The following is an 18630-nucleotide window of genomic DNA, read 5'->3' as shown; positions in this document are numbered from 1 at the left end:
ATTATGAAAAAGATAATAATAACAGCATTATCTATTTTAGCTCTAGTATCGTGCCAATCTGATGATGCATATGAAGACTTAAATAGAGACCCAAAGAATCCGACTCAGGTTAACGCATCATTTTTATTCAATAGTGCAACTAAGAGTTTAGTGGATCAAATGACAAGTACAAATGTGAACACTAATATCTTTAGGATGTTAGGGCAACACTGGACTGAAACAACGTATGTAGATGAGGCCAATTACGACTTCAATACGCGTAATATTACTAATGCTCACTGGTCTGAAATGTACAGAGATGTTATTTTAGATTTAAATACAGCAAAAAATAATACTGAAGCAACTCCTATAAGCCCTACTTTTTCTCAACAAACTAAGGATTCAAGAAAAGCTCAAATTGAAATATTGAGTATTTATGCTTGGGCTAACTTAGTCGAGACTTTCGGAGACATACCTTATTCTCAATCATTAGATCCTGGTACATTTATTTTACCTAAATATGATGATGCAGCTACTATTTATGCAGACTTACTTACACGCTTAAATGTTGCAATTCCAAATTTAACTAATAGTGGATTTGCCGCTGTGGATCCAATTTATTCTGGAAACGTTGCTTCTTGGAAAAAATTCGGTAATTCTTTAAAGCTAAGAATGGGTATTCGTATTGCTGATGTTACTGCCTTATCAACAGTTGCTCAGACAGCAATCACAACTGCTATCAGCGGAGGTGTGTTTACTTCAAATGCGGATAATGCATCTTTACATTATGAAAGTTCTTCTCCAAATACAAATCCGGTGTGGGTTGATCTAGTTCAATCTGGAAGATCTGATTTCGTTGTAGCTAATACATTAGTAGATTTCATGAATAATCTTAATGACCCGAGAAGAGAAGTTTATTTTAAACAAAATTTAGGTGTAGGAGTTTATGAAGGTGGACCTTACGGCGCAAATAATAGTTTTTCGTCTTATACACAAATTGGTGACATAGTAGCAAATCCAACTAATCCAGCCTCTTTATTAGATTACTCAGAAGTAAGCTTTTATTTAGCTGATGCCGCTGAACGTTCTATTTCAGGAACTCCAACTCTAGCAGCAGGATTTTACAACAGAGGTATAACAGCTTCATTTGAACAATGGGGTGCATCAGGTATTACAAATTACTTACTTAACCCTAATGTAGCCTATGCAACTGCACCAGGATCATGGAGAGTAAAAATAGGTAATCAACTTTGGTTGGCTATGTACAACAGAGGCTTTGAAGCATGGACTGCTTGGAGAACTTATGACATTCCAGGTTTCAACATACCAGCAGTTTCTGAATTGCCAGTTCCTACGAGATATACATATCCTATCAGCGAACAAAATTTAAACAAAACTAACTACACTGCAGCTTCTGCAGCCATAGGAGGAGATGAACAAACTACAAAACTTTTTTGGGACGTAAACTAGAAATTACAGTTAAAGTAATTAAAGGCTGCCCTTAAATAGACTGCACCCAAAAGTTTAGACAAATTTATAATTAATTTTGATAATAATGAGCCCGATATTGTGTCGGGCTCATTCCGTTTAAATTCAGTTTTATTCTTTCATTATTGTAATATTTGATATACTCTTTAATTTCATTTTTCAAATGATTGATGTCTTTGAATTTCATAATATAAAACAGTTCTGATTTTAATATTCCAAAGAAGTTTTCAATAATTGCATTATCTAAACAGTTCCCTTTTCGAGACATACTTTGTATTAATCCTTTTTCTTTCAAAAGCATTTGATATTGTTTCATTTGATATTGCCAGCCTTGGTCTGAGTGCAATATTAGATTAGAATTATTAGGTATACATTTAAAAGACTTTTTAAGCATATTGCTTATTTGATTAAAATTGGGTCTTTCCGATAATTCATAACTTATTATTTCTCCGTTAAATAAATCAATAATAGGCGAGAGATACAATTTATTGCCAGAGATATTAAACTCCGTTATATCGGTTGCCCACTTTTGGTTGGGTGCTGTTGCCTTAAAATTTCGCTGTAATATATTAGGAGCTATCTTCCCTTGTTCTCCTTTATATGATTTATATTTTTTTAATCGTATTAAACTTTTTAATCCTAGAACCTTCATTAATCGCAATACCGTTTTGTGATTAATTACAATTCCTTTTTGTTTGATTGCCAAAGTAATACGACGGTAACCCAATCGGCCTTTATGGTGGTTGTAAATCTGCTTAATCAATTCTTTAATGTCTTTGTATTTGTCGATTAATTGACTTCTTTTTTCATGGTAATAATAACTACTTCTGACCATTTTCATGCAATTGAGAAGAACCTCTAAATTATATTTATGCCTTAATTCCATTATGGTTTGAGCCTTTTGTTTTGATTGGCTTGTTCGGCTTGAATTAAGGTATTGAACTTTTTTAAAATTTCGTTCTCTGCTCGCAAATATGCCAGTTCCTTTAAAAGTTCTTCTTCCCTGGTTAATGGTTTGTCTGTTTTTCGTTGTTTTCTCTTAAAATTCATAGATGCTGGTCTTCCTTTGAGTTTAGGTTTTAAACCTGCCGAACCTTCTTTTGCATATTCCCTTTGCCAACGTCTTATTATCGAACTTGTCGGAATATTAAGTATTAAACAGGCTTGACTCAAAGATAATGACTTGCTTTCAATACTTTGTAGAACTTTTAACTTAAAGCTTATAATATAATTTGCGTTTTTTTGGACAGGCAAAAGACCTTCGTTTCCAAATTTAAGATACCACCTAATCCAATCTTTAAGGCTGGTTGTGCCTATGTTATTCTCTTTAGTGATGACACTTAGTGATTGACGATTTTTTAAAACTTCATTTACACATCGAAGTTTAAAATCATAATTGTAACTGACTTTTCTTTCCATAAAAATACCCCCAGATAATGTCTAATTATTTGGGGGCAGTTCAATTAATACTACCTTTTTTTATCATTAGATTACTCAGAAAAAAAGGAACAATTAGCCACAAAACTAAAAAAAAATTGACTTAAAAATCTATTCAAATAATAGCACCTATAAAAATAAACAAGAGATACAGTTTAATTTTATCACTCAAACTAAATCTTTAAAACACTCCCATTTATTAGGATGGTTTTTTTTATATATTTGCACCATGGAAAAAGAACATCAAATATTTGGGATTAGAGCTATAATTGAAGCAATACAAGCAGGCGCGACAGTTGATAAAGTTTATATTCAAAAGGAAGCGAGCAGCGAACTAATGAAAGACTTAATGAAAGTAATGAAGCGCGGAAACATCAACTTCTCATATGTTCCTGTTGAAAAACTAAACAGACTGACCCCTAATAACCATCAAGGTGCTGTGGCTACTATCTCTCCTATTTCGTTTTTTGATTTAGAATCTTTGATAGAATCAGTAATTGAAAACGGAAAAAAACCTTTGTTTTTAATTTTGGATCAAATATCTGACGCGCGCAATTTTGGTGCTATCATCAGAACAGCAGAGTGTACAGGAGTAAATGGTATTATTGTTCAAAAAGCAGGTTCAGCACCAGTGAATGGCGATACGGTAAAAACATCTGCGGGAGCAGTTTTCAACATTCCTATTTGTAAAGTAGAGCATATTAAAGATGCTATTTTTCTTTTGCAAGCCAGTGGTATCAAAACTGTGGCTGCTACCGAGAAAACAGATCAAAATATATATGATATTTCTTTAAACGAACCTGTTGCTATCATTATGGGATCTGAAGATCGAGGTGTAAACCCGTCAGTTCTTAAGATTGTTGATGAGAAGGCTAAACTTCCTATGTTTGGAACTATCGGATCATTAAATGTATCTGTAGCGTGTGGTGCCTTTTTATACGAAGCAGTAAGACAACGATCTTAGATTGTTATACTTCTTAGATTATTAGAATCTAACTCTAAACTCTTCGATGAAAAAAATGAATCAAGACTGCGGTTTTGATTCATTTTTTTTATTTGTGACAATTTCATAATCTACAAGAAAATTGGAAGTATAATATGATAAAATTTTCTGCTTATCTTCATGTTCTTTGATTTCTGGCAGGTTGACAAAATTCCCATCGACATCGAAACGCTGCATAAATTTATCTTCAGAGGGATCAAAATCCGGAAGCTCCCAATCATATTTAATTACCTTTTTATACTCTGGAGTTTTATAAACCAATGAAAGAAAAAATCCTGTCAGTAATCCTCCCAAATGACCTTCCCAAGAAATAGATTTGTTTCCTGTTATTTCAGGACTTGGAAAAACATACCAAACCAAACCACCGTAAATGACTATTACCGCAAGCGACAAGGCTACTAATCGATTGTATCTAGTTTGTAATCCTTTAAAGAAAACAAAACTAAAGAGAACATAAATTAATCCACTTGCCCCTATGTGATAATTCTCTCTCCCAATAACCCAAGTAATACACCCCGAAACTAAAATACCACATCCAATAACTCTTATCGATTGCTCCGCATAAAAAAATCGTAAAGCCGCCAATAATACTAGTAATGGAATCGAATTATTATAAAGGTGTTCCATATCAGCATGAATGAATGGACTAAACAAAACCCCTTGTAAACCTGAAAATGTCCGAGGATAAATACCGTTTTGAACAAAGTCAAAGTCAAATCGGATTTCGAGCCAAAAGACAAACCATAGTACTACCACAAAAAAAAGAGGTAGTCCTATAACTGAATTGGTAAATTTAAAATCCTTTTCCATTAATTATTTAAAGTTTTACTCTCTGGTTATAATTCAAAAACTTATCCAAAAGTAATTTAATGCTATTTTGTCATATTTAAACTTCAACTGCATTTTTAGTGTACTTCCCTAGCCCAGATGGAAATAGCTCCAAAATACTAAATTTGCCAATCGCAAACGAGCTCAGATTAAAAAAAACAGTAATTTTGTAAAATGGAAGCACCACTTGCAGAACGTATACGGCCGCAAAAACTTGAAGAATATATTAGTCAGGCCCACTTGGTTGGACCTAATGGATCTTTAACACAACAAATTGCGAAAGGAATAATTCCTTCATTAATTTTTTGGGGACCACCAGGAACAGGAAAAACCACATTGGCACAAATTATCGCACAAGAATCAAAAAGACCATTCTATATCTTGAGTGCGATCAATTCAGGGGTTAAAGATATTCGAGAGGTTATTGAAAAAGCAAAGCAAAGTGGCGGTTTGTTTACCGCCAAAAATCCTATTTTGTTCATTGACGAGATTCATCGTTTCAGTAAGTCACAACAAGATTCCCTATTGGCTGCAGTCGAAAAAGGATGGATTACTCTAATAGGAGCCACCACAGAAAACCCAAGTTTTGAGGTTATCCCAGCATTACTATCCCGTTGTCAAGTTTATGTTTTAAACGCTTTTACAAAAAAAGATTTAGAGTCTCTACTTGAACGAGCGATGAAAACAGATACTTATTTGTCTACAAAAAATATTATTTTAGGAGAAACCGAGGCCTTGTTAAGACTTTCCGGTGGTGATGGACGCAAACTATTAAATATTTTTGAACTTGTTGTAAATGCGTCTAATGAAGACGAAATTTTTATCACAAATGATCTCGTTTTCTCTTTGGTACAACAAAATACCGTTTTGTATGACAAAACTGGTGAACAACATTATGACATTGTTTCTGCTTTTATAAAATCAATTCGAGGAAGTGATCCTAATGGCGCTGTATATTGGCTCGCCCGAATGATTGAAGGCGGTGAAGATGTTAAATTTATTGCACGCCGAATGCTAATACTTAGCAGTGAAGACATAGGAAATGCGAATCCGACTGCTTTTATTATGGCTAATAATACTTTTCAAGCTGTGGCTACCATTGGATATCCAGAAAGTAGAATTATTTTGAGTCAATGCGCTGTTTATTTAGCTACCTCCCCAAAAAGTAACGCTTCATACCTTGCTATTGGAACCGCTCAACAGCTTGTAAAACAAACCGGAGATTTACCCGTGCCTATTCATTTGCGTAATGCACCAACAAAATTAATGAAAGAATTAGGTTATGGTGAGGAATATAAATATTCGCACGATTACACCAATAATTTTGCTGACCAAGAATTTTTACCGCATGCTTTAAGCAAAACCCCAATCTATGTACCTGGAAACAATTCCAGAGAAAACAGTATCCGAGAATTTCTTAAAAACCGATGGAAGGACAAATACGGCTATTAGTTTCATAAACAGATTTTTTATGACTAAAACTTAACAGCTACTTTTTCAGACATTAAGCTATCGTTTTGATAGTATTCAAAATACCATTGATTGTCTTTTAAAATTAATGATCCCTGAACAGTGTCTTTTATAGCTATAAAAGAATTCGCCTGAGAAGTCTTATATAACTTCATAACTACTTTTGGCGTACTATCTATCAACTGAAATCCAGTAGGAGTAGCTTGCGCATAAAGCAAATTAGAATCTTTACCTTCAATATTTCCCTTCGCCCCGGCAACAATAGCTTTTTCCAATACTACTGGAGTTGAATGCGTTTGCACAACAATAGGTTCCGTTTTTGCAACGGCTCCACTATACTTATATTGCAAATTATAAACGGATTGAAATGCTTCATTAAGCGCTTCATTATAGGCCTTTTGATACTCTTTTTCTTTACTTTTACCAACAATGGACTGAAATACAATTTGGTCATTGCAATCCTTCATCATAATATAGAGTTTTGTAGTCAAAAAACCGCTTTCTTCAACCACATCTAAGTACAACAAATCACAGCGGTTACTGTATTCAACAGGAAAAGTTTCTCGATTATAAAAAGCAACAAAACCCGCTTTATTCAAATTAAATTTAGTCAATGTGTTCAAGCGATATTGGTTCTCACCTTTAAGGAAATCGTATTTTAAAGGAACAATAACTGCCTTGTAATCGTTTACGGACTGAGCATAAGAATAGCTAACGAAGAAGATTAGCAAAAACAGGAAGGATTTTTTCATCTTTATAAATATTTTTTAAGTTCTAATAAATGATTAATCTGTTTGATATTATCTTCAACAATCATTTTTCTTTCATTAAAATAAATGGCATCTAAACCAGCATTAAGTGCTCCTTGAACGTCTGCGTCTAAGCTATCTCCAATCATGATGCTATATTCTTTTTTGGCTTTGGCCAAATCTAAAGCATAATCAAAAATAATAGGGTTTGGTTTTTTTACTCCAGCCATTTCTGAATTAGTAATAGTCTGAAAATAAGAACCAATTTTTGAATTATTTAATTTCTTATATTGAACATCTGCAAAACCATTGGTTATAATATGCAAATTATATTTAGGTTTCAAATACTCCAAAAGTTCCATTGTCCCATCAAAAAGATGATTGTTCTCTGGCAAAAACTTGATATAATCATTTGCAATTGCATCAATTTGCTCATCCGAAACTGAGTAATTTAAAGCATCAAAAGAATGCTTGAGTCTATTGTAACGCAATTCTTCGTGCGTAATTTTATCATATTGATATAACTTCCAACATTCTTGATTTATTGGCACATACTTTTCAATAAATTCTTTAGTTATTACTGATGGATGATTTCTATTGAAAATCGTCTCAAAAGTAAGCTCTGAATTTTTGTCAAAGTCCCAAAGTGTATGATCTAAATCAAAAAAAACGTCCTTTATGTGTATTTGTTTCATTTTATATTTTTAAAATATTCCTTCATCTGCAAAGCTGTAATAACTGGTTTCAGTTACAATGAGATGATCCAATACTTTTATTTCTAAACTATCGCCTGCTAATTTTAATTTCCTTGTGATTTGCTTGTCTGCCTCACTTGGAATCAAAGTTCCCGAAGGATGATTGTGACACAATATCAACGCTGTAGCTCCCATTTCTAGCGCTGTTTTAAAAACAATTCGCACGTCAACCAAGGTTCCCGTGATTCCGCCTTTACTCAACTGAGACTTGGCAATTACTTTATTCGAATTATTCATGTAAATAATCCAAAACTCCTCGTGTGGCAATTCGCCAATAATGGGCTGCATGATTTCGAAAATGATTTTACTCGAAGTGATTTTCTTCAACTCCACTGCATCCTCTCCTCTTCGGCGTCTTCCTAATTCTAAAGCTGCAATGATAGAAATTGCTTTCGCCTCCCCTATTCCCCTGAATTGCATGAGCTGCGATAACGATAATTTCCCTAAGGCGTTCAAATTATTATCAACACCAGCCAAAATGCGTTTGCTTAAATCTACCGCTGACTCGCTTCTGCTTCCTGAACCAATCAAAATTGCAATTAATTCGGCATCACTCAAAACACTTTTGCCTTTAAGCATCAGTTTCTCACGTGGCTTATCGTCTTCGGACCAATTAGTAATAGGAAAAAAGGAATTTTCAGCCATTTATATAATGTTTAAATTTGTTTCTGCATGCAAATACTATTTTTTAAACCCACATAAGGTTCGTAATTATCAACTATGGTATATCCAGTTTTTTGATATAAAGCAATCGCTTCTTTTTGTTTGTATAAAGTTTCCAAAACAGAAAAAGAATATCCTAAATCACCTGCCCAACCCTCTAATTCAAGTAAAATAGTTTGTGCCAAACCCATTCCTCGAACTTGAGATGAAACAAACATACGTTTAATTTCTATTGCATCTTTATCGTATTTTTTGAAACAACCACAACCAACAGCTTTGTCTTCTACATACAGAATAATAACATTTGGATTTATTTCCAAAATATTATTTCCCCAATAATCAGATTTCAATTCCAGATAACGTTCCCATAAACTTTTATCCAAATCGGCAATTAAATTGACAAAATCTTGATTTTCACTGGTAGTTTTAACAATTCTAACTTTGTCTTTCATACTATTTTTACTTTACCAATTCCTTTACTTCATCAAAGTTTAATCCTCCATAATTACCAGAACTCATCAGCAGCAATGCAGAATTTTCAAGATTTAAGTTGAACAAATAGTCTTTGAAATCTTTTGGATTGGTATAAATAATCAAATCCTTTCTATTAAAAGCACTTGCTATTTGGTCATAAGTCACTTCCTCCAGCTGTTTGATTTTAACTGCATCTGGCGAATAAAAAACAACTGCTTTATCAGCATATTCCAGTGCGCCTTCGTATTCTTTTAGGAATTCAGCATTTAAACTACTGTAGGTATGTAATTCTAAACAAGCCACTAAAGTTCGGTTTGGATATTGTTCTTTCACCGCTTTTGTAGTTGCTGCCACTTTACTTGGTGAATGAGCAAAATCTTTATAGGCTACTTTTGTTTTGCTTTCGGCAATTTTTTCCAATCGTTTTGAAGCACCTTTAAAACTGGCAATGGCTTCATAAAAATCAGCTTCATCAACGCCCATATTTTGGCAAATCCATTTGGCTCCAGCCAAATTATTAAGATTATGCGCTCCAAAAACTTCAATTGGCATATCGCCTTCTGGAGTTTCGAGCAGTGTTACGCCATCATTTACAGCATATTGTGGGGTATGATATGCTAATTTTCGAATTGGGTTTGTTGCGGCCTCTGAAACACGTTTTACTTCAGCATCATCTTCATTGTAAACGAGAATCCCACCGTTTGTAATTTTGCCAATAAAAATTTCAAACTGTTCAACGTAATTCTCGTACGTAGGAAACACATTAATATGATCCCAAGCAATTCCTGAAATTAAAGCTATGTTAGGCTGATACAAATGAAATTTAGGTCTGCGATCAATTGGCGAAGACAAATATTCGTCTCCTTCCAAAACAATAAAATCATTCTCCTCCGTTAGATGCACCATCGTATCGAAACCTTCCAGTTGTGCACCCACCATGTAATCGACAGCAATATCATGGTAATGCATTACATGCAAAATCATTGAAGTAATTGTTGTTTTTCCATGGGAACCACCTATAACAACGCGCGTTTTATTTTTAGATTGTTCGAAAAGAAATTCCGGATAAGAGTATATTTTTAGTCCTAATTCCTGAGCTTTTAATAATTCAGGATTATCTGCTTTTGCATGCATACCAAGAATGACTGCTTCAATATCTGGCGTTATTTTCTCGGGAAACCAGCCTAATTCTGGAGGCAAAATCCCCTTTTTGTCTAATCTTGATTTTGATGGTTCAAAAATCGCATCGTCACTTCCGGTAACTAGATATCCTTTATTGTGTAATGCTAAAGCCAGATTGTGCATGGCACTTCCCCCGATAGCTATAAAATGTGTACGCATTCTAATTTTGGTTTATAGATTTTGGATTCAGGAGCAATTATAATCAATCCTGATTTTTTTTATTATACGTTTCTAATATTATTTTTGCCTTTTCAGGATCACGCATTTTGTTCTTGTACAAGCTGGCTAACTTTTGGTAACTTGTCTTGGAACCTCCTACAAGAATTGCTTTTTTATATTGTTGTTCTGCAACAGTATATCTTTTAAAATATTCGTCGATATGACCTCTTGACAAATAACCGTCAACGGGTGACAATCGCAATAATTCATTGGAATATTTTAATGCTTTAGATTCGCTTCCGCCAACAATTCCCGGTAATTGAATGTATATTTCTATCAAAGCCCATCGTGATTCAATGTGTTTTGGGTTCAAACTAATCGCTTTTTCAAAAGAAGCTTTCACTTCATCAATCATACCAAGGGCTTTAAACTTGTTTGAATCTTTGGCTTTCATTCCTAACGCACCACCATATTTATAGTGATAATTAGCTTCGGAAGGTTTGAGTTGCTTGAGTTTTTTATAGTACCCAATTGCTTTATCCCAAGATTTACCATGACCTGCAATATCTCCCAGATACTCAATCGTTTTTAAATCCGATGGATTGGATCTTAAAACAGAATCAAAAACTAACTCGGCTTGATCCATTTTATTCGCCTTATATAGCTTTTCCGCTTTATCAAAATCAGATTGAGCCCACATCATCATAGGTAGGAATACAAATAAATAAATAATATGTTTCATTCATCAAAAATAGGGAAATATGATACGTAAGATTTGATTTTAAGTAAAAATTAGTAATTTAGTAAGAAATATTTTCTAATATTAATTTCACTTAATTTAAGAATATTTCCACATTATTTTAAAATCAACCTATGAAAAATATTTTCTTAATCATTATTTTATTATCTACTTCAATTTTTGCACAAAATTATGACAAAAACTGGCTTAAAGTAATTGAATATGAAAATCTGGGAAAAATTAAATCTGCCAATGAAATAGTTTCTAGAATACATCAAAAAGCTTCTCGAGATAAAAACGAAGTACAAATAATCAAATGCTTTTTTTATGAATCGAAATATTTGCAAGTGCTGGATGAAGATGCACAAACCAAAATCATAAACAATTTAAAAACTGAAATCAGTAAAGCTTCAATTCCATCGAAAGCGATTTTGAATTTAGTATATGCGAAGTGTTTAAATGATTATCAAAAGAAAAACTACTATTTTCTGTTCAGCAGAACTAGTACTTTAAGTTTTGATGATCAATTTTTAACTTGGACTTCAAAAGACATTTCGGAACAGATCGATCGTGCTTTAGAAAAAACACTTCTTGAAGAGGCGATATTAAAGCAGACTTCCTTGAGTAATTACCTTTCTATTTTATATTATAATAATGAAGATATAACTAAAAAAGAAAATCTGTTTGACTATTTATTAAAAGAAAACATTGCGATACTTACTCCGCTGATTCCTCATTGGGAAGTTCAAAAAAAGGAATTTTTATCGTATGAAAAGGAACTTTTAGGAAATTCAGCATCTTTTTTACAACTTAATTTTGCTTTTGTAAAAAATAAAAAACTAAAAAAAGTGCTTGATTTGTATCAAAAACAAGAGAAAAATGATCCTGATTTAGAAAATCTCTTCGAAAGAATTCACTTTTGTAATCGCGTTTTGCTAGATTCTGATGAAACATTTATGAAGTCCTTAAATACAATTCAAAAAGAATCCAAAGACCTAATTCTGACTCAAAAAATTCAGTTAGAAAAAGCAACTATTCTCTACAATCTAGCTTCTAAAGAAATACATCCTGATTATAATATTCGAGCCGTTGCAACTCTTGACAGCATTATCAGCCTTAATAATCGTTCAAATGCTCACAAACTGGCGCTACAAAAGAAACAAAATATTAGTTCCAAATCATTGAAAATTGAACTTCAAAAATTCAGTTATACTGATGAAAACACAAGAGCTTTTGTTCGGTATAAAAACCTAAATCGTCTTTCGATTTCTTTCTTTAAAATCGACCAAAATACGAATAAAGACTTCCTAAACTCCCCTTATAAAAAAGACAGTTTAGTAGCTGCAATCATTAAAAACAAAAAAGCAATTGCATCTAAAAACTATGAACTTGAAAAAAAGAATAATTATTTCGAATACAGCACTGAAGTACTTTTACCGCCATTAAAAACAGGAAGTTATTTGGTTTATTTTGAAAGTGATTCTGACATCAAGAATACAAAAGCATTTGCTTACGAAACCATTACAATTTCAAACATTACAGTTTTCACTTCACAAAACGATAAGAAAGAAGTATATCAAGTATTAGACAGAAAAACTGGGAAACCTTTAGAAAATGTTTCGATAGCATTATTAAATCAAACTATTAAAACCGACAAAAACGGTATAGCAACGCACCTAAAAAAAATTAAAGAGCGTGATTATAGGCTTACAGAATTTACAACAGAAAACGATTCGCTGTTATTGAACAATTACACTCGATATAACAATGATTATGCAACCCATGAAAACGAGAAAGCAAAAGGCAAAGTTGAATTCTATTTGGACCGCGCCATTTATCGTCCGGGCCAAACGGTTTACTATAAAGGAGTTGCTTTTCGAAAAGAAAAAGACAAAACAACTATTGTTGGAAAAACAGCTTTCAAAATTACCATTCAAGACCCAAATCGTGCTGTTTTCAAAGAATTCAATGTGACTACAAATGAATACGGATCTTTCTCCGGAGAATTTATAGTGCCAAAAAATGGACTGACAGGAAATTTCCGAATGACAGCTAACAAGCCCGATACTAATAAAAATTTTGTTTTTGTTCAAACAAATGATCAACATCAGTTTTGGGATACTATAAATTTTGTAGATTCTGAAATATTTCTCAGAGTTGAAGAATACAAGCGCCCGAAATTTGAAGTTACTTTCGAGCCTTTTAAAAACACCTATCAAGTCAATCAAAAAGTAAGCGTAGAAGGACTTGCCAAAGCTTTTGCCGGAAGTAACATTTCCGATGCAAAAGTAACCTACAACGTCAAACTTATTCCGTATACCCTAAGTAACGGTTACTATTACAACCTAAATGGGAAGTCCGAAACTATTTTAGTTGGAGAAACTAAAACAGATGCTTCAGGAAAATTTGAAATAAATTTTATCGCCAAACCATTTGAAAATGCAACAAAAGAACAGTTACCCATTTTTGAATATTACATAACAGCATCTGTTACTGATAATAATGGAGAAACCCACCAAACCCAGACAACCGTAAGGGTTGGCTACCATTCTTTGACACTTGCTGCAACTATCCCAAACCGAATTGAAACCAAAAATAAAAATGAAATTGAACTAACGAGCACCAATCTCAATGGAGAATTTTTAGCTGCCAAAGGCGAAATCAGACTCTATTATGTAAGTCCATTTTCAAGCAAATTCAAACCCAGAGTTTTTCCGAAACCTGAAATTGAAACCATTTCGAAAGAAGATTTTGAACGATTATTTCCTTTTGAAAATAACGAAAACCAAAAAACTGTAAAACCAAACGAAACTTTAGTGTATTCAAAAAAAATAGACACTGAAAAAGACAAAAAATTAGCATTAGATTTTATTTCTAATTACAAATCTGGGAATTATAAAGTAGTTTTTTCGGCTAAAGATGCTTTTGAAAATCCAATTGAAACCAGTTCTAATTTCCAATTGATACAAAGCAAAGACAAAGTCGATTCAAGTAAATTATTTGTCGCTGAACAAATTAATACTGATGCTAAAAAAGATGGTTTTGTTTTAGTAAAATTAACGTCGGTTATTCCGGAACTGTATATTAACACCACCGGAAATTACCAAAGTTCCCTTTATTTTAAAAATACTTTTCACTTACAAAATAATGAAATCATTATAAAAATTCCACTAAAAAAGGAATTTGAAAGAAGCATCAAAATAGGTTTTCAAAGCGTCTTCGAAAATCAAAATTTTACCGACCAATTAGAAGTATTTCTCAAAGAAGAGATATCCAAATTAGAATTCACAGTTGAAAGTTTCAGAAACAAATTACAACCTGGAAGCATTGAAAATTGGTCGTTTCAACTGAAAACATTTAAAAGTCCAAAAGAAGCTGAAGTTTTGGCCTCAATGTATGACAGCTCGTTAGATCAGTTTGCTAAAAGTGACTGGAATGGTTTGAAATTTAATGACTATAACTACAACTCTGCTAACTTTAGAATGAGTTTAGGATTTGATAGGACATCGAGTTACATTCGGAATCTGAACCCTATTTTAAATCGCTTAGACCTGAATTACGAAACTACCAAACTAATGTGGTTTGGTTTTAACATCAACGATTCTTTCACAACACAGCAACTCAAAGAATATCAAAAACAGCTAAACAGTAAAAGTAAAAAACCCCTAAATGCAAAAATTATTTCAGGAATTGTTTCCGACGATCAAGGACCATTAGCGGGCGTAAATATTGTTATTAATGGGCTTCAACGAGGCACATCAACTGATTTTGATGGATTTTACGAAATAGAGGCCGCGACTGGCGAAGAACTAACGTTCTCTTACATTGGGTTCGAATCTCAAAAAATAAAAATTGACTCAAACATAATTGATGTTAAGTTAGAGGAATCCGGTAATAGTTTAGAAGAGTTAGTTGTTGTTGGTTACGGAATAAACAGAAGTAAAAAATCATTGGCTTATTCTCCTCAAGTAGTAGAAGAAGCAGACAATCAAATTTACAATAGTGCAGGAATCGAAATAAAATTAGAAGGAAAAGCTAGTGGAGTAACAATTATAGGAAACTCCAGTATTTCAGGTAACTACAAAAATGCCTTGTATATTGTTGATGGCGAACCAGCAACTGAAGAACAATTCAGATTAATTTCTCCAAGCGATATTATTTCTATTGATGTTTTAAAAGGAGAGAAAGCCGCTGCATTATACGGAAACAAAGGAGCTAACGGCGTTATTATTATCACTACCAAGAAAGCTTTGGAAGCCTTGACTCAAGTAAAAGCCCGAAAAAACCTCTCGGAAACTGCTTTCTTTTATCCGAATTTAAAAACAGATGCGAAAGGAAAAGTAAGTTTCAATTTTACTTCGCCTGAGGCTTTGACCGCTTGGAAACTCCGATTATTAGCACACAACAAAGAGGCTGTTTCTGGTTATTTAGAAAAAAGTGTCATAACTCAAAAAGAGTTAATGGTCACGCCAAATTTCCCTCGTTTTTTCAGAGAAAAAGACTCGATAGTCATCACGGCAAAGGTGGCAAACATTACTAATGAAGCCAAAACTGGAATTGCTCTATTGCAACTCTTTGATGCTACCACAATGCAGCCAATTGATGCTAAAATGGGAAACGCAAATACAGTAAAAAACTTCAAAATTGCTCCTTTTGGAAATACAACTGTGAGTTGGAAAATCTATATTCCAGCGGGCCTGCAAGGTGTTCAGTATAAAATTTTGGCGAAAGCAGGAAAATTTTCGGATGGCGAAGAAAACATACTTCCCGTTTTGACTAATAATATGCTGGTTACAGAAAGTATTCCTATTTGGGTTCGAGAGAATTCCAAGAAAGAATACACCTTCGAAAACCTAAAAAACAACAATTCGACCACTTTACGAAACCATCAATTTACGTTAGAATACACATCAAATCCATCTTGGATTGCCATTCAATCGTTGCCCTATTTGATGGAATACGAACACGAAAGCGCGGAGCAAACTTTTGCCCGATTTTATGCTAATGCTCTGGCTTCTGAAATTATTTCCAGCAATCCGAAAATCGCTAATCTGTTTGAAACTTGGAGAAAGAACGGAAAATTGAATTCAAAACTGGAAGAAAACGAAGAATCGAAAGCAATTATTATTGCTGAAACGCCATGGTTGAATGATTCCCAAAACGAGGAAGAGAAAAAGAAAAATCTTGCTTTACTTTTCGATTTAGAAAAAATGAAAAATGCACAAGAAACAACTTTTGATAAGCTGAAGCAAAAGCAAAATTCGTCTGGAGGTTTTGCATGGTTTGAAGGAAGCACCGAAAATGAATATATAACCAGACATATTTTGGCAGGTTTGGGACATCTTTCGAAACTAAGTAATAATGAAAATACCACTTCAAAAATCAAACAAATTGTCGCAACCGGAATTCCATTTTTGGACCAAAAGTTTTTGCAATACCATAAAGCCAGAACGGAAAAATTAAAAACAACGGAAAAATTGATTTGGTTGAATCCACATTCCGATTTACATTATTTATACACCCGAAGTTTCTACCTTGAAAATTATCCACTTTCGGATACTTTAAAAAAAGCGACTAAATTGTATCTCGAAACGGCTAAAAAAGATTGGTTGACTTATTCTTTATACGAAAAAGGATTGGCGGCCTTAACCTTAAATCGTTTTGGCGAAAAAGAAACTGCCAAAAAAATTCTAGAAAGTTTAAAAGAAACCGCTTCTAACAACGACGATTGGGGAATGTATTGGATTGCTAACAAATCAGGCTGGTATTGGTATCAGGCCCCGATAGAAACCCAAGCACTCTTAATTGAGGCTTTCACCGAAATTAGTAATGACACGAAATCGGTGGATGCCATGAAGGTTTGGTTATTAAAAAACAAACAAACTAAAAACTGGCCGACCACAAAATCCACTACCGAAGCAATCTATGCTTTATTGATGCAAGGATCGGATTGGTTGAGCATCAAAGACAACACAATTTTCAAAATTGGGACGGAAAAGATTCTAAGCAAAAAATTAGCTGAAAACGAAAAAGAAGCAGAAACAGGTTACGTAAAACTCAATTGGAAAGCAGAAGAAATCAAAAAAGATATTGCAACTATTTCCATCGACAACAAATCTAAAGTTCCGGGATTTGGAGGTATTTATTGGCAATACTTTGAAGAATTAGATAAAATAAAAACCAATTCTGCAACTGCGTTATCAGTTTCCAAAGAATTGTATGTAAAGAAAAATACTGAGAAAGGCGAAATATTGGAACCAATCAATTCAAATAATCCATTAAAAATCGGTGATTTAGTAACCGTGAGACTAGTAATTTATGCTAAAGAAGATATGGAATTTGTGCATTTAAAAGATATGCGTGCTTCTTGTTTTGAACCCGTAGATGTACTTTCGGCTTACCAATACAAAGGCGGATTAGGTTTCTATAAAAGCACAAAAGATGCTGCAACTCATTACTTTTTTGACCAAATAAACAAAGGAACTTATGTTTTAGAGTATGATATTCGTGTAAACAATAGTGGTGATTTCTCTAATGGAATTACAACTATTCAAAGTATGTATGCTCCTGAATTTAGCAGTCACACCACGGGAATCAGGATAAAAACTATTGAGAAATAGCAATAAAAAAACCGTCTCGCAATATATACGAGACGGTTTAGATTATATATATAAAATCAAGAATTAGTCATTCAACATTTTCCACAATTTATCTTTCAATTCTGTCAAACCTTGTTGCGCAACAGATGAAATAAACATATAAGGAACATCCTTGAAAGCAACATCTAATTCAGTTTTCAATTCTGCTTTTAACTCATCGTCCAGCATATCGCATTTAGAAATCACCAATAAACGCTCTTTATCAAGCATTTCAGGATTGTATTTCGTCAATTCGTTTACTAAAATATCGTATTCAGCTTTGATGTCCGGAGTATCCACTGGAACTAAAAATAGCAAAGTCGAATTACGCTCAATGTGACGCAAGAAATAATGCCCCAGCCCTTTTCCTTCGGCAGCACCTTCAATAATTCCAGGAATATCAGCAATTACAAAAGACTGAAAATCTCTGTACGCTACAATTCCAAGATTAGGTTTTAGAGTTGTAAACGGATAATCCGCAATTTTTGGTTTAGCGGATGTCAACACGGATAACAACGTTGATTTTCCTGCATTAGGAAAACCTACCAAACCTACATCAGCCAATACTTTTAGTTCTAGAATCACATCCATTTCAGCTCCGGGCAAACCAGGTTGTGAATATCTTGGAGTTTGATTTGTTGAACTTCTAAAATGCCAGTTACCTAAACCACCTTTTCCACCGCGAGATAGAATTTGCTTTTCACCATCATCGGTAATTTCAAATAATATTTCTCCTGTTTCTTTATCTTTTACAACGGTTCCTAATGGCACTTCAATAAATTTATCATCACCATCAGCACCAGTACTTCTGTCGCCACTTCCATCTCCACCGTTTCCAGCTTTGATATGTCTGGCAAATTTTAGGTGAAACAATGTCCAAAGACCTTTATTCCCCACTAAATATACATGCCCTCCGCGGCCACCATCACCACCGTCAGGACCACCTTTTTCAATAAATTTTTCTCTGTGCAAGTGCGTAGATCCTTTTCCTCCTTTACCGGATGAAACATATATTTTAACATAATCTACAAAATTCCCTTCTGTCATTTTTTTTAATTTCAGATTT

General features: G+C 33.6%; 14 protein-coding genes. 4 read left to right on the top strand and 10 right to left on the bottom strand.

The window, feature by feature from the left end; genetic code table 11:
• Positions 1-3 precede the first annotated feature (3 nt).
• Entirely contained in the window at positions 4-1449 is a 1446-nt protein-coding gene (locus AC0J6S_RS07385) for a SusD/RagB family nutrient-binding outer membrane lipoprotein (protein WP_474956122.1), read from the top strand.
• A 70-nt stretch (positions 1450-1519) separates the two neighbouring features.
• Here AC0J6S_RS07385 and AC0J6S_RS07380 read toward each other — a convergent pair whose 3' ends face one another.
• Both AC0J6S_RS07380 and AC0J6S_RS07375 read right to left on the bottom strand, forming a co-directional pair.
• Positions 1520-2353 (bottom strand): IS3 family transposase, encoded by an 834-nt coding sequence (locus tag AC0J6S_RS07380; RefSeq protein ID WP_474956121.1) that lies wholly within the window; start codon positions 2351-2353, stop codon positions 1520-1522.
• Positions 2353-2886 carry a helix-turn-helix domain-containing protein gene (locus AC0J6S_RS07375; protein ID WP_474956120.1) on the bottom strand — a complete coding sequence of 178 codons (534 nt, stop codon included), beginning with the start codon at positions 2884-2886 and terminating at the stop codon, positions 2353-2355. Before AC0J6S_RS07375 ends, AC0J6S_RS07380 begins: the two co-directional genes overlap by 1 nt.
• Before the next feature lie 247 nt (positions 2887-3133).
• Here AC0J6S_RS07375 and rlmB point away from each other — a divergent pair, with 247 nt between their 5' ends.
• Positions 3134-3868: a 23S rRNA (guanosine(2251)-2'-O)-methyltransferase RlmB gene (rlmB, locus tag AC0J6S_RS07370; RefSeq protein ID WP_035668140.1), complete on the top strand. Its 735-nt coding sequence runs from the start codon at positions 3134-3136 to the stop codon at positions 3866-3868.
• A 60-nt stretch (positions 3869-3928) separates the two neighbouring features.
• Here rlmB and AC0J6S_RS07365 read toward each other — a convergent pair whose 3' ends face one another.
• Positions 3929-4717: a rhomboid family intramembrane serine protease gene (locus AC0J6S_RS07365; RefSeq protein WP_474956119.1), complete on the bottom strand. Its 789-nt coding sequence runs from the start codon at positions 4715-4717 to the stop codon at positions 3929-3931.
• Positions 4718-4909: 192 nt separating this feature from the next.
• Between AC0J6S_RS07365 and AC0J6S_RS07360 the strand changes: the two genes are divergently transcribed.
• Positions 4910-6187: a replication-associated recombination protein A gene (locus AC0J6S_RS07360; RefSeq protein ID WP_474956118.1), complete on the top strand. Its 1278-nt coding sequence runs from the start codon at positions 4910-4912 to the stop codon at positions 6185-6187.
• Between the two features lie 23 nt (positions 6188-6210).
• Here AC0J6S_RS07360 and AC0J6S_RS07355 read toward each other — a convergent pair whose 3' ends face one another.
• The 6 genes from AC0J6S_RS07355 to AC0J6S_RS07330 are packed head-to-tail and all read right to left on the bottom strand — an operon-like array spanning position 6211 to position 10929.
• On the bottom strand, positions 6211-6957 hold the full coding sequence (locus tag AC0J6S_RS07355) for a hypothetical protein (protein ID WP_474956117.1): 747 nt from the start codon (positions 6955-6957) through the stop codon (positions 6211-6213).
• A 2-nt stretch (positions 6958-6959) separates the two neighbouring features.
• Positions 6960-7649 (bottom strand): YjjG family noncanonical pyrimidine nucleotidase, encoded by a 690-nt coding sequence (locus AC0J6S_RS07350; protein ID WP_474956116.1) that lies wholly within the window; start codon positions 7647-7649, stop codon positions 6960-6962.
• 9 nt (positions 7650-7658) lie between these two features.
• Positions 7659-8354 carry a RadC family protein gene (gene radC / locus AC0J6S_RS07345; protein ID WP_474956115.1) on the bottom strand — a complete coding sequence of 232 codons (696 nt, stop codon included), beginning with the start codon at positions 8352-8354 and terminating at the stop codon, positions 7659-7661.
• 11 nt (positions 8355-8365) lie between these two features.
• Entirely contained in the window at positions 8366-8824 is a 459-nt protein-coding gene (locus tag AC0J6S_RS07340) for a GNAT family N-acetyltransferase (protein ID WP_474956114.1), read from the bottom strand.
• A 7-nt stretch (positions 8825-8831) separates the two neighbouring features.
• Positions 8832-10187 carry a UDP-N-acetylmuramate--L-alanine ligase gene (locus tag AC0J6S_RS07335; protein ID WP_474956113.1) on the bottom strand — a complete coding sequence of 452 codons (1356 nt, stop codon included), beginning with the start codon at positions 10185-10187 and terminating at the stop codon, positions 8832-8834.
• Positions 10188-10230: 43 nt separating this feature from the next.
• Positions 10231-10929, bottom strand: a complete 699-nt coding sequence (locus AC0J6S_RS07330) for a tetratricopeptide repeat protein (protein ID WP_474956112.1) — start codon at positions 10927-10929, stop codon at positions 10231-10233.
• A gap of 131 nt (positions 10930-11060) precedes the next feature.
• On the opposite strand from AC0J6S_RS07330, the gene AC0J6S_RS07325 reads away from it, so the two are divergent.
• Positions 11061-17546, top strand: a complete 6486-nt coding sequence (locus AC0J6S_RS07325; RefSeq protein WP_474956111.1) for an alpha-2-macroglobulin family protein — start codon at positions 11061-11063, stop codon at positions 17544-17546.
• A gap of 63 nt (positions 17547-17609) precedes the next feature.
• On the opposite strand, the gene obgE is transcribed toward AC0J6S_RS07325, so the two are convergent.
• The gene (gene obgE / locus AC0J6S_RS07320; protein ID WP_165152605.1) at positions 17610-18611 is read right to left on the bottom strand and encodes a GTPase ObgE; all 1002 of its coding nucleotides are present in this window, start codon (positions 18609-18611) and stop codon (positions 17610-17612) included.
• Positions 18612-18630 lie beyond the last annotated feature (19 nt).

Source organism: Flavobacterium sp. TS_SC_5 (assembly GCF_056156265.1).
This window is presented reverse-complemented; position numbering and strand designations above follow the sequence as displayed.

Coding starts and splice junctions, on each gene's coding strand:
- AC0J6S_RS07385 (WP_474956122.1), top strand. CDS start 4: ATGAAAAAGATAATAATAACAGCATTATCTATTTTAGCTCTAGTATCG.
- AC0J6S_RS07380 (WP_474956121.1), bottom strand. CDS start 2,353: ATGGAATTAAGGCATAAATATAATTTAGAGGTTCTTCTCAATTGCATG.
- AC0J6S_RS07375 (WP_474956120.1), bottom strand. CDS start 2,886: ATGGAAAGAAAAGTCAGTTACAATTATGATTTTAAACTTCGATGTGTA.
- rlmB (WP_035668140.1), top strand. CDS start 3,134: ATGGAAAAAGAACATCAAATATTTGGGATTAGAGCTATAATTGAAGCA.
- AC0J6S_RS07365 (WP_474956119.1), bottom strand. CDS start 4,717: ATGGAAAAGGATTTTAAATTTACCAATTCAGTTATAGGACTACCTCTT.
- AC0J6S_RS07360 (WP_474956118.1), top strand. CDS start 4,910: ATGGAAGCACCACTTGCAGAACGTATACGGCCGCAAAAACTTGAAGAA.
- AC0J6S_RS07355 (WP_474956117.1), bottom strand. CDS start 6,957: ATGAAAAAATCCTTCCTGTTTTTGCTAATCTTCTTCGTTAGCTATTCT.
- AC0J6S_RS07350 (WP_474956116.1), bottom strand. CDS start 7,649: ATGAAACAAATACACATAAAGGACGTTTTTTTTGATTTAGATCATACA.
- radC (WP_474956115.1), bottom strand. CDS start 8,354: ATGGCTGAAAATTCCTTTTTTCCTATTACTAATTGGTCCGAAGACGAT.
- AC0J6S_RS07340 (WP_474956114.1), bottom strand. CDS start 8,824: ATGAAAGACAAAGTTAGAATTGTTAAAACTACCAGTGAAAATCAAGAT.
- AC0J6S_RS07335 (WP_474956113.1), bottom strand. CDS start 10,187: ATGCGTACACATTTTATAGCTATCGGGGGAAGTGCCATGCACAATCTG.
- AC0J6S_RS07330 (WP_474956112.1), bottom strand. CDS start 10,929: ATGAAACATATTATTTATTTATTTGTATTCCTACCTATGATGATGTGG.
- AC0J6S_RS07325 (WP_474956111.1), top strand. CDS start 11,061: ATGAAAAATATTTTCTTAATCATTATTTTATTATCTACTTCAATTTTT.
- obgE (WP_165152605.1), bottom strand. CDS start 18,611: ATGACAGAAGGGAATTTTGTAGATTATGTTAAAATATATGTTTCATCC.